We start from the raw sequence: 25,173 nt of genomic DNA, 5'->3' as shown, positions 1-25,173 counted from the left end.
CCCCCGGGCGGTCCCGTCGTCACCCGAGCGGGCCGGCGTGCGGACGCGCACCGGCCCGCCGCACCCCCGGGCACGGCTCGCCGGGACGGACGCACCAGCCGGTGACCCGTGGACGGGCGGCGAAGCTGGCCGTCAGGTCCACCGCGTCCGCGTTGCCCTTGATCAACGACGCGCCGAGGTCGTCGACTGTCACCCGCCGGTCGGCCATCCGCCCATTCTGCGGCCCGTGGGCCGGACCCGCCCGGCAGTCGTCCCGGCCCGGCGGTGCGCCGCCGCGCGTGAGGGTGGTCATAACGGCTGGACGGCGGCCACGGCGGTGCTGCTAGCCTTCCGGGCAGGTCATGAGTGCCAGCGCGAAGCCCCGGCTCGCTGGCCGGCAACCCTCCTCCGCGGTGGGGTGCCCCGGGTGAAGACCAGGCACCGGCAGCCGCCGGTGCAAGCGTGGCCTGGCACCCAGGTCAGCAACAGACCAGGGAGACCGATGATCGCACCACCCTTCACCCCCTCCGACGACGTCGCCGCGTACCCGGCCCGCTTCGCGCTGGTCAAGCGCCGCCACGTCGACCTGATGCGGGTGTGCAGCGACGCCTGTCGCCGCGCGCGCTGAACGAACGCCACCCTCCTTTCCCCGATCCACCCTTCTCCGGCCCGGCCGTCCGTCCGGCGCGGGCCGGCACCGACGCGCGCCGCGCGTCAGTCCATTCTGGAGAGACATCGTGCGTTTCCGTACCGTCCTGACCCGTGCCGCCGCCGTCGGTGCGGCGGCCCTGCTCGCCGCCACCGCGCTCACCGCCTGCGGCGGCGACGACACCGCCGCGGCCGACAACCCGTACGGCCTGCTCCAGCCCGGCGTGATCCGCGCCGGCACGCTCACCGACGCCCCGCCGAACGTCTTCCTGAAGGACGGGAAGTTCACCGGCTTCGACAACGAGCTGCTGCGCGCCGTGGCCGCCAAGCTCGGCCTGAAGGTGGAGTTCGTCGGCACCGACTTCTCCGGCCTGCTCGCCCAGGTCAACAGCGGCAAGTTCGACGTGGGCAGCTCCTCGATCACGATCACCGAGGCGCGGAAGAAGACAGTCGACTTCGGCAACGGCTACGACTTCGGCTACTTCGGCCTGGACGTGCCCGCGGGCTCTGCGATCACCGGCTTCGACCAGCTCACCGGCAAGCGCGTGGTGGTGGTCCAGGGCACCGTGCAGGACGACTACGCCACCAGGCAGAACCTCGACCCGGTGCGGGTGCCCGACTACAACAGCGCGATCAACCAGCTCAAGGCCGGCACGGCAGACGCCTGGATCGCCCCGGCCGAGATCGGCGACAAGTCCGCCGCCGACAGCAACGGCAGGATCAAGGTCGCGGCGAAGCAGCTCAGCCCCACCCCGACCGCGTACGCGGTGGCCAATGGCGACGACAAGCTGCGCGAGGCGCTGAACAAGGGCCTGGACGAGGTGATCGCCGACGGCACGTGGAGCCGCCTGCAGGCCGAGTACTACCCGGGGCGGCCGATCCCGGCCGGCTTCGAGCCGGGCAGCGGGTCGGTGGCGGTGCCGTCGCCGTCGGCCGCCTCCTGAGCCGGTGACCGGGCACGAGCGGGGCGGACGGAGCGGACATGGATCCACTGAACACGCTGTGGGAGACGTTCTTCGACTGGGACTCGATGCGCGAGGCGCTGCCCGAGATGCTCACCGTCGGGCTGCCCAACACGCTGACCCTGGCGGTCTCCGCCGCCCTGCTCGGCTCGGTGCTCGGCATGCTGCTGGCCGTCGCCGGCATCTCGCGTACCCGATGGTTGCGGTGGCCGGCGCGGGTCTACACCGACGTGTTCCGCGGCCTGCCGGCCGCGGCGACCATCCTGCTGATCGGCGTGGGCCTGGCGCCGCTCGGCATGCAGGTGTGGGGGCCGAACCCCTACCCGCTGGGGGTGCTGGCGCTGTCCCTGATCGCCGCCGCCTACCTCGGTGAGATCTTCCGGGCCGGCATCCTGAGCGTGGAGGCCGCCCAGCTGGAGGGAGCACGGGCGCTCGGCTTCTCCTGGGGCGAGGCCATGCGCCTGGTGATCATCCCGCAGGGCGTACGCCGGGTGCTGCCCGCCTGGGTCAACCAGCTCATCGCGTTGATCAAGGACTCCAGCCTGGTCTACTTCCTCGGCCTGCTGGCCAGCCAGCGGGAGCTGTTCCGGATCGGGCAGGACTACGCGGCGAACACCGGCAACCAGTCCGCGCTGCTGCTGGCCGGGTTGTTCTACCTGGTGCTGACCGTGCCGCTGACCCACGCGGTCAACTGGCTGGACCGGCGCCTGCGGCAGGGCCGCCCGGCCGCGCCGCCCGAACCCGAGACCGAGCCGGCCGGCCTCACCCCGTCCGGAAAGGATCCGCGATGACCACCACCACCTCGGTCAGCCTGGCCGTCCGCGACGTGCACCTGGCCTTCGGCGCGCACCGGGTGCTGCGCGGCGCGGACCTCGACGTGGCCCGGGGCCGGGCGGCCTGCGTGATCGGCCCGTCCGGCTCCGGCAAGTCGACGCTGCTGCGCACCGTCAACCGGCTGATCGAGCCGGACCGGGGTGACGTCCTGCTGGACGGGCGCAGCGTGCTGCGCGACGACCCGGACGCCCTGCGCCAGCGCATCGGGATGGTGTTCCAGCAGTTCAACCTGTTCCCGCACCTGAGCGTGCTGCGCAACATCACGCTGGCGCTGCGCAAGCTCAAGAAGCTGAGCGAGGACGAGGCGGTGGCGCTGGCCCGTGCCCAACTCGCTCTGGTCGGCCTGGCCGGCAAGGCGGACGCCCGGCCCGCGCAGCTCTCCGGCGGCCAGCAGCAGCGCGTCGCCATCGCACGGGCGCTCGCGCTGCGCCCGCAGGTGATGCTGTTCGACGAGGCGACCAGCGCGCTGGACCCGGAACTGGTCAAGGGCGTGCTCGCGGTGATGGCGGACCTGGCCGCCGCCGGGATGACGATGGTGGTGGTGACGCACGAGATGGGATTCGCGCGCAGCGTCGCCGACACGGTGGCGTTCATGGACGCGGGCGTGGTGCTGGAGGCCGGGCCGCCGGAGGCGGTGTTCGAGGCGCCGGAGCACCCGCGGCTGCGGCGCTTCCTGTCCCAGGTGCTCTGACGTGCCCGGGCTCAGCCCCTGGCCGCGACGATCGGGGTGACGGTCAGCACCACCACCATCGTATGGTCAACGAACTGATCAAGACCGTGAGCTTGCCCAAGGGCGGATCGGGCGGGACGACGGGTCAGGCCGGGCAGCGGTCGGACAACGCGTAGCGGGTGAGCACCACGTCGCCGATCTGGCGCACCTCGACCACCCGGGCCCGGCGGCCCGGGTGCCACGGGAAGCGGCCGTCCCCGACGAAGCGCGGCGCCCGCCGGTCCCCCACGAAGAACGGGGCGACCACCAGGTGCAGCTCGTCGGCCAGGCCGGCGGTGAGGAACTGGCGGTGCATCGAGCCGCCGCCCTCCACCATCAGGCGCGTCACCCCGCGCCCGGCCAGGTCGGCCGCCACCGCCTCCGCGGTGGCCGGATCGCCCGCGTCGACCACAGTCGACACGGCGCCGACCTGCTCACGGGCCTTGTCCACCACTCCGCTCGGGCAGTACACCAGCTTGAGCCCGTCACCCATGGTGAAGAAGCGCGCCCCCGGATCGAGGTCGCCGCTGCCGGTGACAGTCACCTTCACCGGCGACGGGGGCAGGCCGCGCGCCACCCGCTCGGCGCGCCGTCGCTCGCTGCGGATCAGCAGGCGGGGGTCGTCGCGGCGCACCGTCGCCGCGCCCACGAGGATCGCGTCGCACCCGGCCCGGGTCGCGTCGACCCGGTCCAGGTCGTCGTCGTTCGACAGCAGAAGCCGGTCGGTGGTCGCGTCGTCGATGTAGCCGTCGATCGACATCGCGCAGCTGAGCAGCACGTACGGGCGGGTGGTCACGGCACGAACGGCAGGTCGAGGGCGTGATCGGCGCGGGTCACCTTGGCCGCCAGGTAACTGGCGTTGGCGGGCGACAGGTGCACGCCGGTGGACACCCGGTCGGCCACCGTGACGCCCAGCCGTTCGAGCTGGGCCGCCTTGTCCGGGTTGTTGCTGAGCAGGGCCACCCGGTCCACGCCCAGCGCGGCGAGCATCTGCGCGGCCACCGTGTAGTCGCGCTCGTCCGAGCCGTGCCCGAGCGCCAGGTTCGCCTCGTAGGTGTCGAGGCCGCCGTCCTGGAGGGCGTACGCGTCGAGCTTGGCGTACAGGCCGATGCCGCGCCCCTCCTGCCGCAGGTAGAGCAGGTAGCCACCGGCCTCGGCGATCCGCTCGACCGCCTCGCGCAACTGCGGGCCGCAGTCGCAGCGCTGGCTGCCGAACACGTCCCCGGTGAGGCATTCGCTGTGCGGCCGGACCAGCGGCGGGCCGGCGTCGGCGTGCTCACCGAGCCCGAACGCCAGGTGCTCGCGGCCGTCGACGAGACCGTGGAAGGTGTGCACGCGGGCCGTGGTCACGTAGCCGTCGGGGAACCGGAGCGGAACCGTCACGCGGGTCCGGACCGTCGCGGTGGGCAGCGTCTCGTCCATGGTTCTCCTGTCGTCCGGTCGCCGGGCGGACCCGGCGACGCACACCTCGTTCCCCACCGTAGGCGGGATCACCGACAGTTGCCGGGCTCGCGCCGAGGCATCCGCCGTGCCAGCAGCACCGCGGCGCCGGGCAGGCTGGCCACCAGCACCAGCGCGCCGTACACCGTGCCGGTCGCCACACCCTGCGCGGCGGTCAGCCCGGCCGAGGCGAACGCCCACGCGGCCACCCCCTCGCGCGGCCCGAAACCGCCCACGTTCAGCGGCACCGCCATGGCCAGCAGGGCGAGTAGCGTCAGCGGCAGCAGGTGCGACAGTGGGGCGTCCGCGCCGGCCGTGCGGGCGGCCACCACGAACGTGGCCAGGTGACCGGCGAACACCACTGTCGAGGCGACCACCACACCGGCCCAGGTCCGGCGGCCCAGCACCCCGGAGCGGACGTCGGCGAGCGCGGTCCGGGCCGCCCGGGCGAAGCGGGACGCCCCGGAACGGGGCACCGCGCGGGCGGCCAGCACCAGCACCAGCGCGACCACCGCGAGCGCGGCGGCCAGCGACGGCAGGTACCGGCGAACCGGCGACGGGAACGCGGCGAGCAGCGCCACCGCGATGACCACCTGCACCACCTGCCCGGCGGTGCGCTCCCACACCACCGCCCGGACGCCCCGGGCCACGTCCCCGGCGTCGCGGCCGTGCCGCACCGCCCGGTGCACGTCGCCGAGCACGCCGCCGGGCAGCGTGGAGTTGAGGAAGACCGCCCGGTAGCAGTGCGCCACCGCGGCACCCAGCGGCAGCCGTACGCCCAGCCCGCCGGCCACGAGCGACCAGCGCCAGGCGCAGCAGACGGTGGTGATCACGCCGATGCCGAGCGCGGCGGCCAGCGCCGGCGCGTCGATCAGCCGCAGCCCGGCCAGGAACGGTCCGGTGCCGACCGAGGCGACGAGAACGGCGAGCACGGCGAGCCCGAGCAGCGGGCGTACCCATGCCCGGCCCGCCCTGGCCCGGCGCGGCGGCGCGGGCGTGACGGCCGGTACGGGCCCGGCGACGGCGACGTGTGACAAACGGTCCTCCCTTGTTCCCACCGGTTGTCACGTGCCGACGGCCGGTACGGTTCAGCCGGCGAGCAGGTCGGCGTGGTGCAGCACCACCTCGAGTCGGCCGGCGGCGGCCTCGGTGAGCCGCCATCGGGTATACGTCGCGGCGGGCCCGGACAGATGCGGTCGTTCCTCGACCGCCGCGTCGACCCAGCCGGTGAGCCACTCGGCGGCGAGGTCCGCCTGCTCCGGGCCGAGCCGCCACGGCGTCGGCCGCAGGAGCGTCTCGACGCCGTGGCGGCGGAAGGCGGCCACCGTGACGTCCACGGCGTCCGGTCCGAGCAGGACCCGGCCGTCGACGGTACGGCGCTGGTGGGCGTTGAACGCGGCGGTCAGCTCGGCGTCCAGCGGGTCCGGCGGGGTGAACTCGGCCCGCCCGGTCACGGTGAGCGCGAACAGCGTCGGGTGGCCGGCGCAGGCCGCCGCCATCCGCTCGACCTCCTCGGCGGTGAGCATGTCCAGCAGCGCGGACGCGGTGACCAGGTGGGCGTCGGCCAGGTCGGCGGCGGTCAGCCGGGTGACGTCGGAGCCGCGCGTGGTCACCGCGACGTCGGTGCCGTCGGCGGCGGTGAGCCGTCCGGCGCGGGCCAGCGCCAGCAGGTCCGCGTCGCGTTCGTGCAGCACCCAGCGCTGCGGGCCGGGCAGCCGGGGCGCGAGCCAGCGGGCCATCGAACCGGTGCCGCTGCCCAGGTCGTGCACGACGACCGGCCGACCGGCGGGCAGCCGGTCGCGGACCGCGTCGGCCAGCTCGGCGCTGCGGGCCGCCGCGTCGGCGGGCTCACGCAGTCGCAGCCAGTCCGCGAAGCCGGGCGGGAGTGAGGTGGTCATGCCGCTGTCGCCTCCTTGAGCGCCGTCGCCAGCCGGTCCACGGTGACCGGCCAGCCGGAGAGGGTACGCCGCCGCTGCCGGGCGGCGTGGCGCAGCCGGTCCCGCAGGCGGGCATCGGTGAGCCAGCGGCGCAGCGCCGCGGCTGTCGCGCCCGGGTCGCCCGCCGGCACCAGCAGTCCGGGCCGGGCCCCGCCGGGGGCGTGCCCGAGCGTGGCCGGCAGGCCGCCGGTGTCGCTCGCCAGCACCGGTACGCCCCGGGCGAGCGCCTCGGTGACCACCATTCCGTACGTCTCCCGCCGGGAGGGCGCAACCAGCAGATCGGCGGCGGCGTAGGTGGCGGCCAGGCCGGGGCCGGTGCGCGGGCCGGTGAGCCGGACCCGGCCGTCGAGACCGGTGGCGGTGAGGCGTTCGCGCAGCCGGTCGGCGAACGCCCGGTCCCGGTCCACCGGCCCGACCCAGTTGCAGGTCCAGTCCAGGTCCGCCACCTCGGTGAGCGCGGCGGCGAGCACGTCGTGGCCCTTCACCGGGGTGACCGCGGCGACGCAGAGCAGCCGTCCCCCGCCGGGGGTGCCGGACGCGACGGGCGCCGGGTCGACGCCGGGCGGCGCGACGGTCACCCGTTCGGGGCGCAGCCGGTAGCGGGTGAGCAGCCGGTCGCGGGTCCACTCGCTGGTGGCGACCACGGCGGTGGCCGCCGCAAGCGACCGCGCCTCCGTCTCGCCCTCGATCGGCAGGTGCACCAGGATCACCAGGGGCAGCCGCGCGGCGTGCGGGGTGAGGACGTCCGGCACGGTCGAGGCGACCAGGCCGTCGAGCAGCACCGGCACGCCGTCGGGCAGCCCGCCGAGCAGCCCGGCCAGGTCGGCGCGTTCCCGGTGCCCCGGGTGCGGCCAGCCGCCGGGCACCTGGTGTTCCCGTACCGTCCAGCCGCGTGCCGCCAGGCCCCGGCAGACCTGGCGGTCGTAGGCGTTGCCGCCGCTGGGGTCCGCCGGGTCGTCGATGTCGCCCGGCAGCACCACGTGGACGGCGCTCATCCGGTCAGAGCGACCGCTCGTAGCTCGCCCAGGCGATGTGCGACTCGTGCAGCGTGACGGTGATGCCGGCCAGCCCGCGGGCGCCCTCCCCCAGCCGGCCGGCCGCCACCGCGTCGGCGAGCCGGTCGGCGACCGTCCGCGCGAGCACCTCGGTGGTGGTGTTCACCCCGGCGAAGGCCGGCTCGTCGTCCAGGTTGCGGTAGTTCAGCTCGGCGAGCACGGCCTTGAGCTGCTCGGTGGCCAACCCGATGTCGACCACGATCCCGTCGTCGTCCAGCTCGGCGCGGCGGAACGTGGCGTCGACGACGAACGTCGCCCCGTGCAGCCGCTGCGCCGGGCCGAACACCTCGCCGCGGAAGCTGTGGGCGACCATCATGTGGTCCCGGACGGTCACGCTGAACACGTTCACTCCTCGCCGTAGGTGATGAGATGACACAGCGCCGGCAGCCCGCCCGAGGCGAGCCGGTCCAGCACGTCGGGCAGGTCGTCGAAGCGCGACCGGCCGGTGAGCAGCGCGTCGAACACCGGGTCGGCCAGCAGGTCGAGCGCCAGCGCGAGCCGGGCGGCGTAGCTGCGGCCGGCCCGCCGGGGCGACACGGTGCCGACCTGGCTGCTGCGGATGCCCAGCCGTCGCGAGTGGAACGCGCCGCCCAGCGCCAGCGTGACCGGCCGGTCGCCGTACCAGCTCAGTTCCAGGACGGTGCCCTCCGGGCGCAGCAGTTCCAGTCCGCGTTGCAGCCCGTCGGCGGTGGCACTGGCGTGTACCACAAGGTCGCGCTCGCCGGTGGCGCCGGCGGGCACGGCGAAGTCGGCGCCGAGCGCGGCGGCCACCTCCGCCCGCGCCGGGTCGGCGTCGACCAGCTCCACGCGTACGCCGGGGAAGCGGGCCAGCAGCGCGGTGACCGCGCAGCCGACCATCCCGCCGCCGATCACGGTGACCCGGTCGCCGACCAGCGGGGCGGCGTCCCAGAGCGCGTTGACAGCCGTCTCCACGGTGCCGGCCAGCACCGCGCGCTGCGCCGGCACGCCGTCCGGCACGACGGTCACGGCGTCGGCCGGGACCACGTACGCGCTCTGGTGCGGGTAGAGGCAGAAGACGGTGCGCCCGAGCAGCCGCTCCTCGCCCGCCTCCACGGTGCCGACGCTCAGGTAGCCGTACTTCACCGGTGCTGGGAAGTCGCCCTCCTGGAACGGCGCCCGCATCGCGTCGTGCTGGTCGGCCGGGACGCGGCCGGTGAACACGAGCGTCTCGGTGCCGCGGCTGACGCCGGAGAAGCGCGTGCGCACCAGCACCTCACCGGGGCCGGGCGCGGCGAGCCGGACCGGCCGGATCTCGCCCTCGCCGGGGGCACGGAGCCAGAAGGCGTGGGCGTCGACCGTCACGAACTCTCCTCTTCCCCGCATTCCGACCGAGTTGTCGATCATAGACACGCAAGCGGGGCGTCCACGGTTCGAACCGCCCGTGACCCGATGCTCAGGCGGCGCGCCGGCGCTGCTCCGTACGCCAAATTCCGGGCTCGGCCCGCTCGGCGTGCCGGTCGCCGGCCAGTTCCATCGCCCGGTGGGCAGCGGTCAGCGCGTCACACGGCGCGGCCTGACCGTCACACAGCAGGCTCTCGCACCGGCCGGACCCGTCGGGCCGGTGGGCGACTGCCACGTCGTACGCGGCCCGCCAGAGCAACGGGTCGGTGACTCCCCGTGGCAGGTCGGCGTCCAGACTGGACCTGTTGCGGATCGTGTCGGGCACCGTGTCCCCCTTTGCGTCGTCGCTACCGTCCCAGTGACCGGCTGAGCGCAGATCAAACCTCTCACCTGGGCACATGCCGCGACCAGCGGTGTTTGTCACGCCGGATAGGCGCGCGTCTCGGCCGCCTTGACCGCCGCCCAGACACTCCGGCCGGGGATCAGGCCGAGATGCGCCGCGGCGGCGGGCGTGACGTCGGCGGCGACCTCGACCGGCCCGGTCAGCTGCACGCGCAGGTTGTCGCCGTGGCGTTGCACGCCGGTGACGGTGGCCGCCCAGACGTTGCGCGGGCTGCCCTCGGGCCGGGACGGGTGCAGCGCGACAGCGGCTGGCGGGTACGCGACGAACGCGTCACCGTGGACGGTGTCGGCGGTGGTGAGGGCCAGCTCACCGACGGTCACGGCGTGCCCGTCGGCGCGACCGCGGTGCAGGTTGAGGCCGACCAGCCGGGCCACGTAGTCGGTGCGCGGCCGGGCCGTGACGGTGGCGGCGTCGCCCTCCTGCACCACCCGGCCGTGCTCCACGATGACCAGCCGGTCGGCGAGCACCAACGCGTCGAGGGGATCGTGGGTGACGAGCAACGTCGCGCCGGAGTGCGCGCCGAGGTGGCGCTGGAGTTCGGCGCGGGTGTCCAGCCGGGTCCGGGCGTCGAGCGCGGCGAGCGGCTCGTCGAGCAGCAGCAGCGCCGGGTCGACGGCGAGCGCGCGGGCCAGCGCGACCCGCTGGGCCTGCCCGCCGGAGAGCTGCCGGGGCCGGCGGCGGGCCTGGTCACCGAGGCCGACCCGGTCCAGCCACTCCTGGGCGCGGGCGCGGGCGGCGCGCCTGTCGGCACCCCGGCGGCGCGGCCCGAACGCCACGTTGTCAAGCGCGCTGAGGTGCGGGAACAGCAGGTAGTCCTGGAACACCACGCCGACCGGCCGGCGCTCCGGCGGCGTCCACACCCGGCGGTCCGGCCGGTCCAGATCGGCACCGTCGAGCGTCAGGTGACCGGCGACGAGCGGGTGCAGTCCGGCGAGCACCCGCAGCGCTGTGGTCTTGCCGGCACCGTTCGGGCCGAGCAGCGCCACCACCTCACCGGCGGCGATGCGCAGCCGCACGTCGAGGGTGAACCCGTCCCGCTCGGCGACCAGGTGCGCGTCCAGCAGCATCCTCATGTGCTGCCGATCCACTTGTCGCGCAACGCGGCGAGGATGACCACGGAGACGGTGAGCAGGATCAGGCTCAGCACGATCGCCGCCTGGAGGTCGGTCTCCAGCGCCAGGTAGACCGCCAGCGGCATGGTCTGGGTGCGGCCGGGATAGTTGCCGGCGAACGTGATGGTGGCGCCGAACTCGCCGAGCGCGCGGGCCCAGCAGAGCACCGCACCGGCCGCCACGCCCGGGGCTACCAGCGGCAGCGTGACCCGGGTGAAGGCGGTGAACCGTCCCGCGCCGAGGGTGGCGGCGGCCTCCTCGTACCGGGGATCGGCGCCACGCAGTGCCCCCTCGACGGCGATGACCAGGAACGGCATCGCCACGAACGCCTCGGCCAGCACCACCCCGGCGGTGGTGAACGGCAGCGTCACCCCGAACGTCTCGTCCAGCCACGACCCGATCAGCCCGCGCCGGCCGAAGACCAGCAGCAGCGCCACGCCGCCGACCACCGGCGGCAGCACCAGCGGAACCGTTACCAGCGCCCGGACCAACCGCCGGCCGGGGAACTCCACCCGCGCCAAGAGCCACGCCAGGGGTACGCCGAGCGTCACGCAGAGCAGGGTGGCGACGGTGGCGGTCTCCAGCGACAGCCGCAGCGCGGTGAGCACACCCGGCTCGGCCAGCCGCCGGGGCAGCGTGGTCCAGGGTGCCCGGAGCAGCAGCCCGGCCAGCGGCAGGACGAGGAAGGCCAGTCCGAGCCCGGCGGGCACGAGCAGGGCGACCGGCACCCGCTGCCGGCGTACGCCGCGGCTCATGCGCCGGGCGGCGCCTGGAACCCGGCCGCGGTGAGCACGGCGAGCCCGGCGTCCGAACGGACGAAGTCGACGAAGGCGCGGGCGCCGGCCGGGTTGCCGGCGGCGCGCAGCACCACGATCGGGTAGTCGTTCACCGCGCGCGCGGACTCGGGGAACTCGACCGCGTCGAGTCCCGCGGCGGCGCGGACGTCGGTGCGGTAGACCAGCGCGGCGTCGACCTCGCCGAGGCGCAGCTTGGCCAGCGCGCCCTTGACGTCCTGTTCGAGCGTGGCGGGCGTGAGCCGCACACCCGCGGCGTCGAGCGCGGTGCGCGCGGCGGCGCCGCAGGGCACCTGCTCGGCGCAGAGCGCCACCTTCACTCCGGGGCGGGCGAGGTCGGCCAGGCGACCGACCCGGGCCGGGTTACCAGGGGGTACGGCGACGACGAGCTGGTTGCGGACCAGCACGACCGGGTCACCTGCGGCGTCACCGGCGTCGGTGACCGTCTTCATGGTGGCCGGGGAGGCGGCGGCGAACACGTCGGCGGGCGCGCCCTGGGTGATCTGGGTGGCGAGTCCGGAACTGCCGCCGAAGTTGAACGTGACGGCGTGGCCGGGGTGGGCGGCTTCGTACTCCTTGCCGAGCCGGATGAACGCCTCGGTGAGCGAGGCGGCGGCGAACACGGTCACCGGGCCGGCACCGTCCGGACCGGCCGGGTCGTCGGCGCTGCCGCAGCCGGACAGGCCGAGCGTCGCCACCAGCGCGGCGGCGAACGCGGCGCGGATCCACCGTACGGTCACGGACCGGTCCTTCCCCGGGGGGCGGTGGGGGCGCGCTCGACCACGACGGTGGTCGACTTGATCACCGCGACGGCGACGGAGCCGACCTGGAGGTCGAGGTCGTCGACGGCCTCGCGGCTCATCAGCGACACCACCCGGAACGGCCCGGCCTGGATGTCGACCTGGGCCATCACGGTGTCCTTGACGACGGCCGTGACGATGCCGCGCAGCCGGTTGCGGGCCGAGGACAGCTCGGGGTGGCCGGGGGCGCGGACGAACGCGGCCACGTCGGCGCCGTCGAGCACCCGGTGGCCGTGCTCGTCGCGGCTGGCCGGCAGCCTGCCGGCGTCGATCCAGCGGCGGACCGTGTCCGCGCTGACCCCGAGCAATTCGGCCGCCTCACCGATCCGGAACACCGTCACGCACTCACCCTAGCGGCCCGCAGGTGCGGGCCGGAAGGGGCGGGTTCGCTCGCATCCGCAAGCCTCGGCGCTAATCGGGGCCTGAAACTGCGGCTCAGCCGGCCGGGGCGATCCGGACCCGGCGCAGCAGTTGGGCGTTGAGCGCGACCACGATCGTGGAGGCGGACATCAGCACCGCGCCCAGCGCCGGGCTGAGCGCGATCCCCGCCCAGGCGAGGACACCGGCGGCGAGCGGGATCGCGACCACGTTGTAGCCGGCCGCCCAGGCCAGGTTCTGCCGCATCTTCCGGTACGACGCGCGGGACAGCCGGATCACGCCGCCGACCCCGCGCGGGTCGGAGCCGGCGAGCACCACCCCGGCGGACTCGATCGCCACGTCGGTGCCGGCGCCGATGGCCAGCCCGACGTCGGCGCGAGCCAGCGCCGGGGCGTCGTTCACCCCGTCGCCGACCATCGCCACCGTCAGTCCCCGATCGCGCAGCCCGGCCACCGCCTTGTCCTTGTCGGCGGGGAGCACCTCGGCGAAGACCTCGTCGACGCCGGGCCGGAACCCGAGGTCGGCGGCCACCGCCTCGGCGACCGGGCGCGCGTCACCGGTGATCATCACGATCTTGCGTACGCCGAGGTCGCGCAGCTCGGCCACGGCGGCCCGCGCCTCCGGGCGGACCTGGTCCTCCATCCCGAAGGCGGCGGTCACCTCCGGCGGGCCGTCCTCGGGCAGGCGGACCAGGTGCAGCACTGCCGCGCCGCGGCCCGACCACTCCCGCGCGGCCCGGGCCAGGTCGTCCGGCACCGGGGCGTCGAGTTCGCGCAGCAGCGCCGGCCCGCCGACCGCCCAGTCCACGCCGTCCACCGTGGCGCGCACGCCCCGGCCGGTCAGCGCCCGGAAGCCCCGCGCCGCCGGACGCACCGTCCCCGCGTCCCGGCCACCCGGACCCGCCTCGTGCGCGGCCGGGAGCCGGGCGGGCTCGGCCGGACCCGCCTGCCGGGCGTCGGCGGCGGCGACCAGCGCCCGGGCCAGCGGGTGCTCGCTGTCGGCCTCCACCGCACCGGCCAGGGCCAGGGCGGCGGCCTCGTCCATCCCGCCGGTGGCGGCCACGCCGGTCACCGTGTGCCGGCCGGTGGTGAGCGTGCCGGTCTTGTCGAACAGGACGGTGTCGACGGTGCGCATCCGCTCCAGCGCGAGCCGGTCCTTGACCAGGATGCCGGCGCGGGCCGACAGCGCTGTCGACAGCGCCACCACCAGCGGGATCGCCAGGCCGAGCGCGTGCGGGCAGGCGATCACCAGCACGGTCACGGTCCGCACCACCGCCTGGTCGGGGTCGCCGAGCAGCGCCCACACCGCGAACGTGGCCAGGCCGGCGGACGCCGCCAGGTAGAACAGGAGCGCGGCGAACCGGTCGGCGAGCACCTGCGCGCGCCCGCCGGAGGCCTGCGCCTGCGCCACGAGCCGCCCGATGCCGGCCAGCGCGGTGTCCGCGCCGACCGCCTCGACGCGTACCCGGAGGGTGGAGTCGGTGGCGACGGTGCCGGCGACCACCCGGTCCCCGGCGGCGCGGGCCACCGGCCGCGACTCCCCCGTGATCATCGACTCGTCCAGCTCGGCGGCACCCTCGACGATCCGCCCGTCGGCCGGCACCCGCCCGCCGGGGCGCACCAGCACCAGGTCGCCCACCCGCAGCTCGCCGACCGGCACCGGCTGCAGCCGCCCGGCGTCGTCCAGCCGCTCGGCGTCGTCGGGCAGCAGCGCTGCGAGCGCGCCGAGCGCGCCACGCGCCTGGCCGACCGCCCGCATCTCCTGCCAGTGGCCGAGCAGCATGATGGTGACCAGCGCGGCCAGTTCCCACCAGAAGTCCAGGTCGAACAGGCCGATGCTGGTGGCGGCCGAGGCGAGGTACGCGACCACGATCGCCATCGAGATCAGCAGCATCATCCCGGGGGTACGTTCGCGCAGCTCACGCAGGCCGCCGGTGAGGAACGGCCAGCCGCCGTAGAGGAAGACCACGGTGCCGAGCACCGGGCCGACCCAGCGCACACCCGGGAAGTCCAGCGTGTAGCCGAACCAGTCCATCACCATGTGGCTGGTGGCGACGATCGGCACGGTGAGCGCCAGGCTCAGCCAGAACCGGCGGCGGAACTGCTCCGGGTCGTGCCCGGCGTGCGCGCCGTGCCCGCCGCCGTGGTGGCCGGTGTCGTGACCGTCTGCGTGTTCCATCCGGCCACCATACCCCCTGGGGGTAGCTGCCGTGGCGGCTCGGCCGGGCTCGTCACGCCGCCGCGCACGATCCGGAACTCCGCCATGTGCGGCATGCTGCCGCAGGGGTACGACGCTCAGCGCTGAGGGCGGGCGCCCACGCCCGGCCGCTCCACCGGAGGACGGCCCTGCCAGGGCCAGCGCCCGTCCAGCTCCACCTCCAGCGAGAAGCTGAGGAACGTGCGGACCAGCACGATCAGCGCCAGCACGCCGACGCTGGTGAACGTGGGCGACACCGCGACCGTACGGATGATGTCGCCGCCGACCAGGAACTCCAGGCCGAGCAGGATGGCCCGGCCGACGCCCTGCCGGTACGCCCGGTAGTGCCCGACCACCTGGCGGGTCCGGGCGCAACGCACCGCGAACACCGCCGTGGCGACCGCGACACCGACCGTGATGACGAGCACCCCGGCCAGGTCGAGCAGCGTCCCGACGTGCTGGACGATCTCCTTCGTCGACACCCGGCACCCCCGCGACAAGCCTGACGTACGGCCGGTCGCGGGGGCGGCGTTTCCGCACTCTCGCCATCCGGTGGGCGGGAGCGCGGATCGTGCTCAGTCCCGGGCCTGCCAGCGGTAGAAGGCGGTCGCCACGGAGTCCTGCGGCCCCTGCCACCTCTCCGGCCGGTACGGCTCGATGTACGGGCCCAGGTCCTGCATCACCTTGCCGAAGGCAGGCTTGTCGCCGTGCTGGTCCCGGGTGGCCTCGGCCGCCGACGACTCCTGTTCGAGCAGGTGCACGTAGACGTCGTCGATCGAGTAGAGCCAGCGTCCGGTGACCCCGAGGTCGGCCGGGAGCGACCCGGCGTCGGACTCGCCAAAGACCCGTGCCACGTCCGGTTCCGCGCCCGGCTTGATCCGCCCGACGATCACGGTGAGCGTGGTGTCGGCGGGCGGTTCACCATCGGGTGCCCAGTGGTAGAACTCCTTCGCCACCGAGTCCGACGGGTTCTTCCAGTAGCGCGGGTACGGGGTGACGTACGGGCCGATCTCCTCGGCGATCTTCTGGAAGGCGGGCAGGCCACGAGTCTGCCCGGAGATCCGCGGGTCCTGCTCCCGCTCGATCACGTGGATGTAGAGGTCGTGGTGCGACAGCAGGTACCGGCCGATGACGCCCAGGTCCTGCGGCCGGGTGGCCTGGTCGTAGTGGCCGAACACGCCGCCGACGATCTGCTCGCTGCCGGGGACCATGTGACAGACGATCACGTTGCGGAAGACCATGACTGCTCCTCGATGATTGCGACGGGGGCGGCGGCGCGCGGCGGCGGCGCCGTCAGGCGGTGAAGGTGACAGGCAGTTCCAGCAGGCCGCGGAACGGCGAGGCGGCGGGGAGCCGGCGCACCTCGGCCAGCGGTACGCCGAGACGCAGTCCGGGCAGCCGGCGCAGCAGCGCGCCGAGCGCGAGTTCGGCCTCCATCCGGGCCAGCGAGACGCCCAGGCAGTAGTGGACGCCGTGCCCGAACCCGAGGTGCGGGCCCCGGACCCGGCGCAGGTCCAGCCGGTCCGGGTCGGCGAAGTGCGCCGGGTCGTGGTTGGCCGCGTTGATCGCCACCCCGACGATCGCGCCACGCGGGATGCGTACGCCCTGGTAGTCGACGTCCTCGGTGGCGATGCGCGGGCTGGCCACGGGCAGCGGCCCGTCGAACCGGAGCAGTTCCTCGATCGCGGCGGGCAGCAGGCGGGGCGTGGCGCGCAGCAGTTCCATCTGCTCGGGGTGGGTCAGCAGGGCCAGCACGGCGTTGCCGAGGAAGTCGGCGGTGGTCTGGTGCCCGGCGAACAGCAGCAGGAACGTGGTGGTGACCAGTTCCGCCTCGGACAGCGTCCCGTCCTCGTCGACGGCCGTGATCAGCGCGCCGATGATGTCGTCGGCCGGGTCGTCGCGTTTGGCGCGGACCAGCCCGGCCAGGTAGTGGTGCAGCCGGAGCTGGGCCTCCTGCACGGCCGCCCGCTCCTGCGCGGGGGGCCGGCTGGTGGAGCCGGAGGTGCGGATCACCTGGGTCCAGTCGAGCACCCGGTCGTGGTCGGCGGGCGGCACGCCGAGCAGTTCGCAGATGACTGTCATCGGCAGCGGGATGGCGAAGTCACGCATCAGGTCCGCCTCGCCGTGCGGTGCCATCTTGTCGACGAGCTGGTCGACGATCGACGCCACCCGGGGGCGCAACGCCTCGATCCGCCGGGGCGCGAACGCCTGCGACACCACCCGGCGCAGCCGGGTGTGCTCGGGCGGGTCGGAGTTGAGCATGTTGCGGTTCAGGCCCTCCGAGTTCGGGCCGAAGATCTTCAGGTAGTGCTGCTCCGGGCCGTACAGGTCCTTGGACAGACGCGGGTCGGTCAGCGCGGTGCGCGCGTCGTCGAAGCGGGTGATCAGCCAGGAGTCGAACCGCGGCGAGCCGACTGGGCAGACCGGCCGGTCCGCGCGCAGCCGGGCCAGGGTGGGGTACGGGTCGGCCGCGAACGCGTCGGTGTAGAGCTCGCTCGCCGGCACCACGTCGTCGGTCATCGCCCCTCCCCCGGCTCGCCGGTCACGCTGTGCAGTACCTGGTAGGTGTGCCGGTCGGCGGACTCGCGCAGTTCGCGGATGATGCTCAGCAGCCGGTCCCGGTGCGCGCTGCGGCCGAACGCGTCCAGCCGCTCGCGGTCCGCCCAGTCGCTGATGATCAGGTAGCTGCGCGGGTCGTCGGCGTCGCGGACCAGGTCCTGGTGCAGGCAGCCGTCCAGCGTGCGGATCTGTTCGGCGGCGGTGAGCCACTCCGACTCGAAGCGCTCCTCGCAGCCCTCCCGGGTCCGCATCGACAGCACGGTCCGGACCCGGCTCACCTGGCGCTCCCGAACCCCAGGTGCAGGTGCTTGCGCAGCGCGTCCGGGTCGACCGGCGCGCCCCGGAACCCGATGTGCCCGTCCGGGCGGATCAGGTACAGCCCGGTGCCGTCCAGGCCGTACGCGGCGCGGAAACGGCGCTCGGCGTCGCGCACCACGGGCGGGTCGAGCAGGCGTGGTTCGTCGGCGTCGGGGTCGAGGAGCAGGTACGCGTCGAGTTCCCCGCCCGCCAGCCGGCGCGCGTCGGCGCACAGGGCGGTGAACCCGGCCGGCACCTCCGCGCCGGCCGTGCGGTCGGCGTAGAGCAGCAGCGTGTGCCGGGTGCCCCGGGTGAGGTCCCGCAGCCGCAGCGGGTGGCCGACGCCGCGCCGGCGCAGCCCGTCCACGTCGGGCGCGATGTCGCCGGGGCGGGGCGCGTCACCGAGCGCGGCCGGGTCGGCGACGGTCTCCCCGACCAGCGGGCTGCCGGCGTAGCTGAGCAGCATGGACATCTCCTGGAGGAACTGGCGTTCCAGGTCGGCGCGGTCCACCTCCTCGGTGCCGGCCATCCGTACCGCCCGGCCGACGATCTCCTCGCCCTCCGGCCGCCGCTCGGTCTCGTAGCTGTCCAGCAGGCCGGGCGCGGCGAGTCCGCGTACCGCCAGGGCCAGCTTCCAGGCCAGGTTCCAGGCGTCCTGGATGCCGGTGTTCATGCCCTGGCCGCCGGCGGGCGGGTGCAGGTGGGCGGCGTCCCCGGCCACGAACACCCGGCCTTCCCGGTAGCGGTCGACGATGCCGTGGCTGATCCGGAACACCGACGACCAGCGCAGGTTGCTCGCCCGGGTGCCGGGCGGCGCGAGGCGGTCCAGCGCGGCCTGCACGTCGGAGATGGACGGCTCGTCGAGTTCCTCGCTGAACCCGGGCGGGGCGTCGCGCCCGCCGGTCTGGGCGAAGAACCGGGGCGGGGCGAGGGTGGCGATGCGGTAGCGGTGCGCGCCGCGCAGCGGTACGCAGACGAGCATCCCGTCCATCTTGCCGTCGGTCGTGTGCAGGAACCGCAGCAGGTGCCCGTCCGGCATATCCCAGTCCACGTCGACGTCCACCAGCATGAACAGCTGCGGGAACCGGCCCAGCCCGCCGGTGAAGGTGAGCCCGAGCCGCTCCCGTACCCGGCTGTGCGCGCCGTCGGCGCCGACCAGGTACGCCGCGCGTACCGTCCCGGTGCCGCCGTCGGCGGTGCGGACGGTGGCGGTGACGCCCTCGGCGTCCTGGTCGAAGTCGACCAGTTCGGCGCCGCGCTGCGGGCGGACGCCGAGCGTGGCCAGCCGGGTGGTGAGGATCCGCTCGGTCTCGTACTGCGGCAGGCCGAGGTGGGCGTACGGCAGGCCGGGCAGCTCCCAGCTCATCCGGTGGGTCTGCTCGCCGTTGACGAAGACCATGTTGCCGGTGAGCCAGATGCCGGCGTCCATGGCTTCCCGGACGACGCCCTGCTCCTCCCAGATCTCCATGGTGCGGCAGTGCACACCGATCGCCTTGTCCGCGTGGCCGGGCGGGGTGACCTGCTCGTCGATCACCAGGCAGTCGATGCCCCGCCGGGCCAGTTCGACGGCGGCGGTCAGCCCGGTGGGGCCCGCCCCGACGACGAGTACGTCTGTTGTCCTGTGCACGTCGGCCTCCCAGCCCGTGGTGGGGTGTCGGCGGCCGTCCGCGTCGGGGACGACGTGGAACAGCCGGCGCCGGATGTCGAGAAGGAACGGCGCGATCGGCCCGGCCTGCGCCGAGGCGTGGGCCGGGTCGCCGATCCAGGTGAGGAACGGCGCGGCGCCGTCCCACTCGGCGAAGATGTGGTGGATGTCCGAGCCGGGTTCGCGCAGCAACTGTTCGCGGCGGTAGCCGGGGATCGCGGCCATCCGCCGGACCACCTCGGGGTAGCCCCGGTGGAACTCGGCGAGCCGGTCGAGCGGCACGGTGAGCTCGACGTCCACGTAGACCGGGCCCGTGCCGTCCCGGGTCTCCCGCAGCAGCGGGTAGCCGGGTCCGTCCGCCGGCTCGGTCAGCGGCCGGAGCAGGCCGGCCAGGCGGGCAGCCACCGGCCCGCGCCGGTACGCGGCCAGCGCCGCCTCGTCGGCCCACTCGGTGACGACGACGAAGCCGCGCGGGTCGAGGGCGTCCCGCAGCAGCTCGTGCCGCAGGTTGCCGGTCAGCGCGCCGAGCTGCCCGGCGACCGCCTCGAAGGCCGGCCCGACCGCGGGTTCGCAGCCGGTGCGTGCGCGCAGCCGGAGCATCGTCCTGATCATGCAGCCCCCTGAGAACGGCGCCGTCGTCGTGCCGCGACCCTGCCGCAGCGCGCGTCACCGCCCCGTCACCGCGGCCCCGCCGTACGTCCGGTCCCGGTGACGCCGCCGGGACGGCGCACCGCTTGTTGCAAAAGTTTGGCAACAAGCCTCGACAGGACTGCGTGCCGGTAACTATCGTGAGCGTCATGACTCCTTACGACTTGGATGTGCGCGCCTGGCAGGAGAGCTGGGACCGGCAGCAGGAGGCGTTCATGCCGGACCGGGAGCACCGCTTCGCGGCGATGCTCGACGCCGTCGAGGCGGTCACCGGCGACCGGCCGCCACGCGTGCTCGACCTGGCCGGCGGCACCGGATCGATCAGCCTGCGTACGCTGGCCCGCCGGCCCGACGCCGAGGTGACGGTGCTCGACCTCGACCCGGTGCTGCTCACCCTCGCCGAGGCGGCGCTGGCGGGACGGGCCACAGTGGTGACCGCCGACCTCAACCGGTCCGACTGGGCCGCCACGCTGCCGCACCGCGACTACGACGCGGTACTCACCGCCACCGCCCTGCACTGGGTGGACGGTCCGCGCCTGGCTCAGCTGTACGGCGAGATCCGCGACGTGCTGCGTCCCGGCGGCGTCTTCGTCAACGCCGACCACATGCCCGACGACACGATGCCGTCGCTCGCTGCCCGCCTCGGCGACCTGGCGAAGGCGCGCCGCGCCGCCCGGCACCGGGCCGGCGCGGCGCCGTCCTGGCCGGAGTGGTGGGAGCAGGCCGCGGGTGACCCGGTGCTCGGGCCGCTGGTGGAGAAGCGGCGGCAGATCTATCCGACCGGGCACAGCCCGGAGTGGAGCCCGCCCGCGGCGTGGCACCTGGACGCGCTGCGCGCGGCCGGCTTCACCGAGGCCGGCGTGCTCTGGCGCGGCGGCGCGGACGCCGCGGTGGCCGGGCTGCGCTGACTGCGGCCCGGCCGCCCGCCCCGTCGCCCGGCGTGCCCGCCCTCCGCACGCTGACCGGCGTGGATCTGGAACCGGATCAGCTCCGCGAAGCGGGCCACCTCGTCCTCGGGCACGCCCTGCTCGCTCGCCGTCCGCCGGAATTGATCTCTCTCGTTCGCGATCGCGGAGGGCAGCCCCGCCGTCCGGCCTGGAGCACGGACCGGGTCAGGGCCCGGCGCGCGGCCGCACCGCCGGTGACCAGGTGACGTGGTAGCGCTCGGTGGCCACCGCCTCGGCGAACGCGGTCGCCGCCGCCGGTGAGCCGGCGATGCGCCAGTCCTTCTCCTTGTCCACCTCGAACCAGATCAGCCCGATGAGGCCCGGATAGCGGGGCAGGGCGCGGAAGGTGTCCCGGATCCACCGGGCCTTGTGCCCGGCGGCGTCGGCGGCGCCGGTCTCGGTGACCACGAGCGGCTTGCCGGTGATCTCGCGGATCTCGGCGATCGTCGGGCCGAAGATCTGGTCGAACGACCAGTACGTCTCGGTGAACGCGCCGCTGCCGTAGTAGCCGGTGACGCCGACCCAGTCGACGTACTCGTCGCCCGGGTAGAGACCGGTGAGCCCGGCGGTCGTCTTGTCCCAGCGGGCGTTCGGGCTCCACACCCAGGTGACGTTCGTGGTGCCGGCCTCGGCGAAGACGTCGTGCACGTGCCGCCAGGCCCGGACGTAGTCGCCGGGGCGGTTGCCGTTGGCCCGCTCGCACCAGGGGTACCAGTCGCCGTTCATCTCGTGCGCGAAGCGGATCGCCACCGGGTAGCCCAGTGACCGGACGCCCTCGGCCCAGGAGCGCAGGTAGGCGTCGAAGTCGCCGCGCGCGATGCGGGCCAGCCGGTAGTCCGGCTGGGTGGCGCGCAGCCGGTCGACCTGCCGGTCGGTGAGGCCGGTACGGCGGGCCGCCTGGTCGACCGTGTGGTCCCAGGGCTCCCAGCCGAGCATCGGCATCATGCCCCGCTCGGCGATCCGGTCGAACAGGCTCCGGTCGAACGCGGCCGACGCGAAGTCGGCGCCGAAGAGCATCACCTGCGGCGACCGCCCGGCCGCCTCGGCGAACCGGTCGACGGGCGCGAAGTCGTACGGTCCCTTGTCGGTCATGACGCCGAAGAACGCCTGCCCGGCCGGGGGGAACGGGCCACCGCGAAGGGTCGGCACGACCGCTGCCGGCACGTCGGTGCTCGCCTGCGGCGTCGCCGGGGCGGGCCGCCGGGCCGAGGCGCCCGTGCCCGGGTCGCGCCACGCGACCGGTGCCACCACGAAGGCGTACGCGAGCAGCAGCAGCCCGGCCAGCGCCAAACCCACCCGGGGTAGCGTCGGCCTCAGCACGGCACACCGCCGCCGGTCACGGTCCGGGACACCAGCTGGGGCTCCCGGGTCACGTCTGCGGTCCGGTCCCGGCGTGCCCGCAGACTCTCCACCCAGGCGATCAGTGGCGGCGCGAGCCCGGTCAGCAGCGTCAGCGCCGGCCAGACCCGCAGCAGCGGGTAGTCGTGGTCCAGCGCGAAGCTCGCCGCGAGCAGTCCGGCGGCGGCGAGCGCCCAGCACAGGTGCAGCCGGAACGTGCGCGGCGACTCGACGGTGCGCAGCGCGCCCTTGGCGGTGACCACGAAGCCGAGCTTGCGGCGCAGCAGGGCGCCCACCGCCGCGGCCACGTAGACGGGTCCGGCGAACAGCGCCAGCGCCATGCCGGCCATGCCCACCTCCTCCCGCTCGTGCGGGGCGATGTTGAAGCGGCGCAGCCACAGCCAGAGCAGGAACCAGGTGCCGATGGTGCAACCCCACAGCGTCGCCCAGACCTGCGGGTCGAGCCGGCCCGCGTCGACGCCGGTCAGCAGGTACAGCGCGGTGGCGGCGTTGCCCAGCAGCAGGCTCACCGCCACGCTGGGGTAGTAGAACTGGAGCAGCCGGTACTGCCAGCGGCGGCGGGACGGCAGGTCGCGCGGCGTGCGCAGTTCGCGCCGCAGCAGGATCTCGCAGATCCCGGCCGCCCAGCGCTTCTGCTGGTTGAAGTAGTCCGCCCAGGAGGTCGGTCCCTCGCCGAGCGCCACCACGTCGGGGGTGTAGACGCCCTTCCACCGGTTGCCGGTGGCCGGGTTGACGGCGGCGTGCACACGGATGCTGGTGAGGTGGTCCTCGATGATCGAGTCCTGGTAGCCGCCGACGGTTCGCCAGGCCGCCGGGCGGTAGAGGTGCCCGGTACCGGTCAGCAACGGCGCGTCCAGGCCGTTGCCACCCCGGGCGATCAGCCCGTTGTAGAGGTACTGCTGCACCGAGGCGCCGTGGGCGACGAAGTTCTGGTGCATGTTGCCGTACACCTGCGGGGTCACCACGAACGCGACGTCCGGGTCGCGGAAGTAGCCGAGCGTGCGTTCCAGGAGGTTCGGCAGCGGCACGTGGTCCGGGTCGACGTTCGCGACCACGTCGTAGCGGTGCTCGTGCTCGGCCCGCCAGGCGTTGTGGTTGCCGGACTTGGTGCGGGCCCGGAACTCGCCGCCGGGCCGGTTGTACTCGGGCCGGCCCTTGCGGGTGAAGTGTCGTACGCCCAGCCGGGCGGCCATCGCCCGGACCGCCGGGTCGTCGCCCTCGTCGAGGATCCACACGTCGACGTGCCCGCAGTAGACGATCTCCCGCAGCCGGCGCAGCGTCCGCTCGGCGACCTCGATCGGCTCCTTGCTCGGCACGATCGTGGTGAGCAGGGCGACCCGCAGGCCGACCGGCGGGTCGACCGGCACCGGATCCCGGGCGTGGAAGGCGAAGACCCAGACCACCACGTTCTGCGCCAGGCGGATCAGCTCGACGCCGACGACCACGCAGAACGCGAGCCGGGCGGCGGCGGTCTGCCAGCCGCCGAGCCCGACGACGCCGGGGCCGGCTACGTGCTGGGGCAGCAGCAGCCAGCCGACGAAGACCAGTCCGGCGGCGCTGTTGACGAGCACCAGCAGCGTCAGGACCAGTCGTGCGGCGACCGACGCGGTGGGCCGGAACTCGACCGCCGCGCCGGGGCGCCGGGGCGGGCGCAGCGGGCCCGCGGTGGCGCCGCAGCGCGCGTACGCGAGCCGGGCGCGGACGTTACGCTGCCGGCGGTCCGCGTCGTCCGGCGCACCGGGCGGGACGGGCGCGATCTGGCGAGCACCCGGTGTCCCGGCCGTCGTGGCGCGGGACGGGCGTGTATCGGCGGCGACGGCCACGTTTCCCCCATGGTCTGCATCCGGCTCAGGAGCCGACCGAATGCTAAGCCGACAATAAGTAGCAAAAGGTGCGAATCAGACAGAGGTCGCCCGTTCGTCGACGGGTCACCCGGTCACACGGGAAGCCGGTCGGCCACGGCGAGCAGCGCCACGAGCCCCAGCACGGCGAGCGCACCGGCGGCACGCGCCCGGGACAGGGCGACCCCGCCGAGCACCGCCCAGGCCGGCACCGTGAACAGCAGGTTCTCCGCCGACCAGACCGGCACCGCCTGCGCCAGCGCCAGCAGCCCGAGCGCCGGCACCAGCGCCCAGGCGGTGCAGATCGCGGCGGCGTACCGCAGCGGGAGGCTGAACAGGGCCAGCCCGGCCAGCACGCCGGCGAGGGCGGCGACGCCGAACAGATCCCCGGGCGTGGCCGCGAGCACGGCGGCGCCGGGACGCGCGCCGGACGCGAGGCGCCCGCCGTCGCTCAGGCCGGGGGCGAGCAGCGCGGCGACCGGGAGCAGGCCGAGGGTCACGGCGGCCAGCCACCGGATCGCACCGCGGCGACGGAACGCCAGCACGGCCCAGCCGTGCCCGGCCAGCAACAGCAACGCCACCGGCTGGCACATGCCCAGCAGCGCCACCGCGCCCGCGTAGGGCACGAGCCGGCGGGGACACGGCCGGTCGAGGGCGGGCACCAGCAGCCAGGTGGCGAGCACGGCGGCGAACACCGCCAGGGCGTACGGCTGCGCCTCCTGCGCGTACCTGGCGGAGGTCGGCAGCACCGCGAAGATCACGCCGGCGAGCAGGCCGGTGGCGGGTGTGGCGATGCGGGCGGCGAGCGCGCCGACCAGCGCCGCGGCGCCGGCCATGGCCAACAGCGACGGTACGCGCAGCGCGAGGTCCGACGCGCCGAACAGCGCCGCCCAGCCGCGTACGAGCAGATGGTAGGGCCCGAGCGCGAGGTCGTCGCCGGTCAGCGCGACGCCGATCCCCCGCCACGGCGACGTGGCCGCGCGCCGGGTCGCGAGCTCTCCGGCGCCCGGCCCCGAGGCCGTGATCCGGGCGGCGCCGAGCACGCCGGTCAGGACCGCCGGCACCAGCCACGCCGCGATCCGCCATCGGAGCACGCCGGGCGCGGCGCGGGCGGCGACCCGGCGCGGCCGGTCCTCGCCCCACGGGTCTTCGGCCACGGCGTCCCCGAGCCGGGGCAGGACCATGGTGTCCGCGTCCATCATCGTGACTCACGCATCCCTGTGGGTGCCGGCAACCGGGATCCAGCCGGCCGGGCGGCGGGACGCGAC

General features: G+C 74.8%; 27 protein-coding genes and 1 riboswitch. Of the genes, 5 read left to right on the top strand and 22 right to left on the bottom strand.

The annotated features are described in order from the left end of the window. Positions 1–19: 19 nt before the first annotated feature. Positions 20–208 (bottom strand): hypothetical protein, encoded by a 189-nt coding sequence (locus tag GA0070215_RS05990; RefSeq protein ID WP_141708158.1) that lies wholly within the window; start codon positions 206–208, stop codon positions 20–22. Positions 209–337: 129 nt separating this feature from the next. Further along, positions 338–448, top strand: a riboswitch (SAM riboswitch). A 33-nt stretch (positions 449–481) separates the two neighbouring features. Between GA0070215_RS05990 and GA0070215_RS29495 the strand changes: the two genes are divergently transcribed. The 4 genes from GA0070215_RS29495 to GA0070215_RS05975 all read left to right on the top strand — a co-directional run bounded on the left by GA0070215_RS29495 (position 482) and on the right by GA0070215_RS05975 (position 3,114). Next, entirely contained in the window at positions 482–607 is a 126-nt protein-coding gene (locus GA0070215_RS29495) for a hypothetical protein (RefSeq protein ID WP_279616539.1), read from the top strand. Between the two features lie 109 nt (positions 608–716). After that, entirely contained in the window at positions 717–1,571 is an 855-nt protein-coding gene (locus tag GA0070215_RS05985) for an ABC transporter substrate-binding protein (protein WP_091042690.1), read from the top strand. A 38-nt stretch (positions 1,572–1,609) separates the two neighbouring features. After that, the gene (locus GA0070215_RS05980) at positions 1,610–2,380 is read left to right on the top strand and encodes an amino acid ABC transporter permease (RefSeq protein ID WP_091042687.1); all 771 of its coding nucleotides are present in this window, start codon (positions 1,610–1,612) and stop codon (positions 2,378–2,380) included. After that, a complete protein-coding gene (locus tag GA0070215_RS05975) occupies positions 2,377–3,114 on the top strand; it encodes an amino acid ABC transporter ATP-binding protein (RefSeq protein ID WP_091042684.1) in 738 nt (245 codons plus the stop codon). Before GA0070215_RS05980 ends, GA0070215_RS05975 begins: the two co-directional genes overlap by 4 nt. Positions 3,115–3,238: 124 nt before the next feature. Here the strand turns inward: GA0070215_RS05975 and GA0070215_RS05970 are convergent, their stop codons facing one another. The 18 genes from GA0070215_RS05970 to GA0070215_RS05885 form a co-directional block, all read right to left on the bottom strand. Further along, a complete protein-coding gene (locus tag GA0070215_RS05970) occupies positions 3,239–3,928 on the bottom strand; it encodes a RibD family protein (RefSeq protein ID WP_018784006.1) in 690 nt (229 codons plus the stop codon). Further along, positions 3,925–4,554 carry a GTP cyclohydrolase II gene (locus GA0070215_RS05965; RefSeq protein WP_091042681.1) on the bottom strand — a complete coding sequence of 210 codons (630 nt, stop codon included), beginning with the start codon at positions 4,552–4,554 and terminating at the stop codon, positions 3,925–3,927. Before GA0070215_RS05965 ends, GA0070215_RS05970 begins: the two co-directional genes overlap by 4 nt. A 68-nt stretch (positions 4,555–4,622) precedes the next feature. Then, on the bottom strand, positions 4,623–5,519 hold the full coding sequence (locus tag GA0070215_RS05960) for a lysylphosphatidylglycerol synthase transmembrane domain-containing protein (RefSeq protein WP_231394701.1): 897 nt from the start codon (positions 5,517–5,519) through the stop codon (positions 4,623–4,625). 141 nt (positions 5,520–5,660) lie between these two features. Further along, positions 5,661–6,470 (bottom strand): small ribosomal subunit Rsm22 family protein, encoded by an 810-nt coding sequence (locus GA0070215_RS05955; RefSeq protein WP_018784003.1) that lies wholly within the window; start codon positions 6,468–6,470, stop codon positions 5,661–5,663. Beyond that, positions 6,467–7,504, bottom strand: coding sequence for a glycosyltransferase family 4 protein (locus GA0070215_RS05950; RefSeq protein ID WP_091042677.1), 1,038 nt, complete (start codon positions 7,502–7,504; stop codon positions 6,467–6,469). Before GA0070215_RS05950 ends, GA0070215_RS05955 begins: the two co-directional genes overlap by 4 nt. Positions 7,505–7,508: 4 nt before the next feature. Then, complete coding sequence (locus GA0070215_RS05945) at positions 7,509–7,907, bottom strand: 6-pyruvoyl trahydropterin synthase family protein (RefSeq protein WP_026267567.1); 399 nt, start codon at positions 7,905–7,907, stop codon at positions 7,509–7,511. 2 nt (positions 7,908–7,909) lie between these two features. After that, positions 7,910–8,929: a zinc-dependent alcohol dehydrogenase gene (locus tag GA0070215_RS05940; protein WP_369752971.1), complete on the bottom strand. Its 1,020-nt coding sequence runs from the start codon at positions 8,927–8,929 to the stop codon at positions 7,910–7,912. A gap of 49 nt (positions 8,930–8,978) precedes the next feature. Next, a complete protein-coding gene (locus tag GA0070215_RS05935) occupies positions 8,979–9,251 on the bottom strand; it encodes a hypothetical protein (protein ID WP_091042674.1) in 273 nt (90 codons plus the stop codon). Positions 9,252–9,346: 95 nt separating this feature from the next. Beyond that, positions 9,347–10,402, bottom strand: coding sequence for an ABC transporter ATP-binding protein (locus tag GA0070215_RS05930; protein WP_167361486.1), 1,056 nt, complete (start codon positions 10,400–10,402; stop codon positions 9,347–9,349). Next, complete coding sequence (locus GA0070215_RS05925; RefSeq protein WP_018783997.1) at positions 10,399–11,196, bottom strand: ABC transporter permease; 798 nt, start codon at positions 11,194–11,196, stop codon at positions 10,399–10,401. The genes GA0070215_RS05930 and GA0070215_RS05925 overlap by 4 nt, the downstream gene beginning before the upstream one ends. Then, positions 11,193–11,975, bottom strand: a complete 783-nt coding sequence (gene modA, locus GA0070215_RS05920; protein WP_091042669.1) for a molybdate ABC transporter substrate-binding protein — start codon at positions 11,973–11,975, stop codon at positions 11,193–11,195. Before modA ends, GA0070215_RS05925 begins: the two co-directional genes overlap by 4 nt. Then, positions 11,972–12,376 carry a TOBE domain-containing protein gene (locus tag GA0070215_RS05915; RefSeq protein WP_018783995.1) on the bottom strand — a complete coding sequence of 135 codons (405 nt, stop codon included), beginning with the start codon at positions 12,374–12,376 and terminating at the stop codon, positions 11,972–11,974. The genes modA and GA0070215_RS05915 overlap by 4 nt, the downstream gene beginning before the upstream one ends. 94 nt (positions 12,377–12,470) lie before the next feature. Beyond that, complete coding sequence (locus tag GA0070215_RS05910) at positions 12,471–14,591, bottom strand: heavy metal translocating P-type ATPase (RefSeq protein ID WP_091042666.1); 2,121 nt, start codon at positions 14,589–14,591, stop codon at positions 12,471–12,473. Positions 14,592–14,707: 116 nt separating this feature from the next. After that, positions 14,708–15,091: a DUF1622 domain-containing protein gene (locus tag GA0070215_RS05905; RefSeq protein WP_018783993.1), complete on the bottom strand. Its 384-nt coding sequence runs from the start codon at positions 15,089–15,091 to the stop codon at positions 14,708–14,710. 93 nt (positions 15,092–15,184) lie between these two features. Next, positions 15,185–15,850: a TcmI family type II polyketide cyclase gene (locus GA0070215_RS05900; protein WP_018783992.1), complete on the bottom strand. Its 666-nt coding sequence runs from the start codon at positions 15,848–15,850 to the stop codon at positions 15,185–15,187. A gap of 52 nt (positions 15,851–15,902) precedes the next feature. Further along, positions 15,903–17,129: a cytochrome P450 family protein gene (locus GA0070215_RS05895; protein ID WP_018783991.1), complete on the bottom strand. Its 1,227-nt coding sequence runs from the start codon at positions 17,127–17,129 to the stop codon at positions 15,903–15,905. Next, a complete protein-coding gene (locus tag GA0070215_RS05890) occupies positions 17,126–17,446 on the bottom strand; it encodes a putative quinol monooxygenase (protein ID WP_018783990.1) in 321 nt (106 codons plus the stop codon). Before GA0070215_RS05890 ends, GA0070215_RS05895 begins: the two co-directional genes overlap by 4 nt. Beyond that, entirely contained in the window at positions 17,443–19,722 is a 2,280-nt protein-coding gene (locus tag GA0070215_RS05885) for an FAD-dependent oxidoreductase (RefSeq protein WP_091042663.1), read from the bottom strand. The genes GA0070215_RS05890 and GA0070215_RS05885 overlap by 4 nt, the downstream gene beginning before the upstream one ends. 185 nt (positions 19,723–19,907) lie before the next feature. On the opposite strand from GA0070215_RS05885, the gene GA0070215_RS05880 reads away from it, so the two are divergent. Then, the gene (locus GA0070215_RS05880) at positions 19,908–20,666 is read left to right on the top strand and encodes a class I SAM-dependent methyltransferase (RefSeq protein WP_091042659.1); all 759 of its coding nucleotides are present in this window, start codon (positions 19,908–19,910) and stop codon (positions 20,664–20,666) included. A 204-nt stretch (positions 20,667–20,870) separates the two neighbouring features. On the opposite strand, the gene GA0070215_RS05875 is transcribed toward GA0070215_RS05880, so the two are convergent. From GA0070215_RS05875 to GA0070215_RS05865, 3 genes are all read right to left on the bottom strand, one after another. Then, positions 20,871–22,001 carry a glycoside hydrolase family 26 protein gene (locus tag GA0070215_RS05875; protein ID WP_244166884.1) on the bottom strand — a complete coding sequence of 377 codons (1,131 nt, stop codon included), beginning with the start codon at positions 21,999–22,001 and terminating at the stop codon, positions 20,871–20,873. A gap of 17 nt (positions 22,002–22,018) precedes the next feature. Then, the gene (locus GA0070215_RS05870) at positions 22,019–23,887 is read right to left on the bottom strand and encodes a glycosyltransferase family 2 protein (protein WP_091042651.1); all 1,869 of its coding nucleotides are present in this window, start codon (positions 23,885–23,887) and stop codon (positions 22,019–22,021) included. Between the two features lie 113 nt (positions 23,888–24,000). Further along, positions 24,001–25,107 carry a glycosyltransferase family 39 protein gene (locus GA0070215_RS05865; RefSeq protein WP_091042648.1) on the bottom strand — a complete coding sequence of 369 codons (1,107 nt, stop codon included), beginning with the start codon at positions 25,105–25,107 and terminating at the stop codon, positions 24,001–24,003. Positions 25,108–25,173 lie beyond the last annotated feature (66 nt).

It is taken from the genome of Micromonospora marina, assembly GCF_900091565.1.
Classification (GTDB): domain Bacteria; phylum Actinomycetota; class Actinomycetes; order Mycobacteriales; family Micromonosporaceae; genus Micromonospora; species Micromonospora marina.
Note: the sequence above shows the minus strand (reverse complement) of the source record. Positions and strands in the feature narration are given on the sequence as shown.

Coding starts and splice junctions, on each gene's coding strand:
- GA0070215_RS05990 (WP_141708158.1), bottom strand. CDS start 208: ATGGCCGACCGGCGGGTGACAGTCGACGACCTCGGCGCGTCGTTGATC.
- GA0070215_RS29495 (WP_279616539.1), top strand. CDS start 482: ATGATCGCACCACCCTTCACCCCCTCCGACGACGTCGCCGCGTACCCG.
- GA0070215_RS05980 (WP_091042687.1), top strand. CDS start 1,610: ATGGATCCACTGAACACGCTGTGGGAGACGTTCTTCGACTGGGACTCG.
- GA0070215_RS05975 (WP_091042684.1), top strand. CDS start 2,377: ATGACCACCACCACCTCGGTCAGCCTGGCCGTCCGCGACGTGCACCTG.
- GA0070215_RS05965 (WP_091042681.1), bottom strand. CDS start 4,554: ATGGACGAGACGCTGCCCACCGCGACGGTCCGGACCCGCGTGACGGTT.
- GA0070215_RS05955 (WP_018784003.1), bottom strand. CDS start 6,470: ATGACCACCTCACTCCCGCCCGGCTTCGCGGACTGGCTGCGACTGCGT.
- GA0070215_RS05950 (WP_091042677.1), bottom strand. CDS start 7,504: ATGAGCGCCGTCCACGTGGTGCTGCCGGGCGACATCGACGACCCGGCG.
- GA0070215_RS05940 (WP_369752971.1), bottom strand. CDS start 8,929: ATGATCGACAACTCGGTCGGAATGCGGGGAAGAGGAGAGTTCGTGACG.
- GA0070215_RS05930 (WP_167361486.1), bottom strand. CDS start 10,402: ATGAGGATGCTGCTGGACGCGCACCTGGTCGCCGAGCGGGACGGGTTC.
- GA0070215_RS05925 (WP_018783997.1), bottom strand. CDS start 11,196: ATGAGCCGCGGCGTACGCCGGCAGCGGGTGCCGGTCGCCCTGCTCGTG.
- GA0070215_RS05910 (WP_091042666.1), bottom strand. CDS start 14,591: ATGGAACACGCAGACGGTCACGACACCGGCCACCACGGCGGCGGGCAC.
- GA0070215_RS05900 (WP_018783992.1), bottom strand. CDS start 15,850: ATGGTCTTCCGCAACGTGATCGTCTGTCACATGGTCCCCGGCAGCGAG.
- GA0070215_RS05895 (WP_018783991.1), bottom strand. CDS start 17,129: ATGACCGACGACGTGGTGCCGGCGAGCGAGCTCTACACCGACGCGTTC.
- GA0070215_RS05885 (WP_091042663.1), bottom strand. CDS start 19,722: ATGATCAGGACGATGCTCCGGCTGCGCGCACGCACCGGCTGCGAACCC.
- GA0070215_RS05880 (WP_091042659.1), top strand. CDS start 19,908: ATGACTCCTTACGACTTGGATGTGCGCGCCTGGCAGGAGAGCTGGGAC.
- GA0070215_RS05865 (WP_091042648.1), bottom strand. CDS start 25,107: ATGATGGACGCGGACACCATGGTCCTGCCCCGGCTCGGGGACGCCGTG.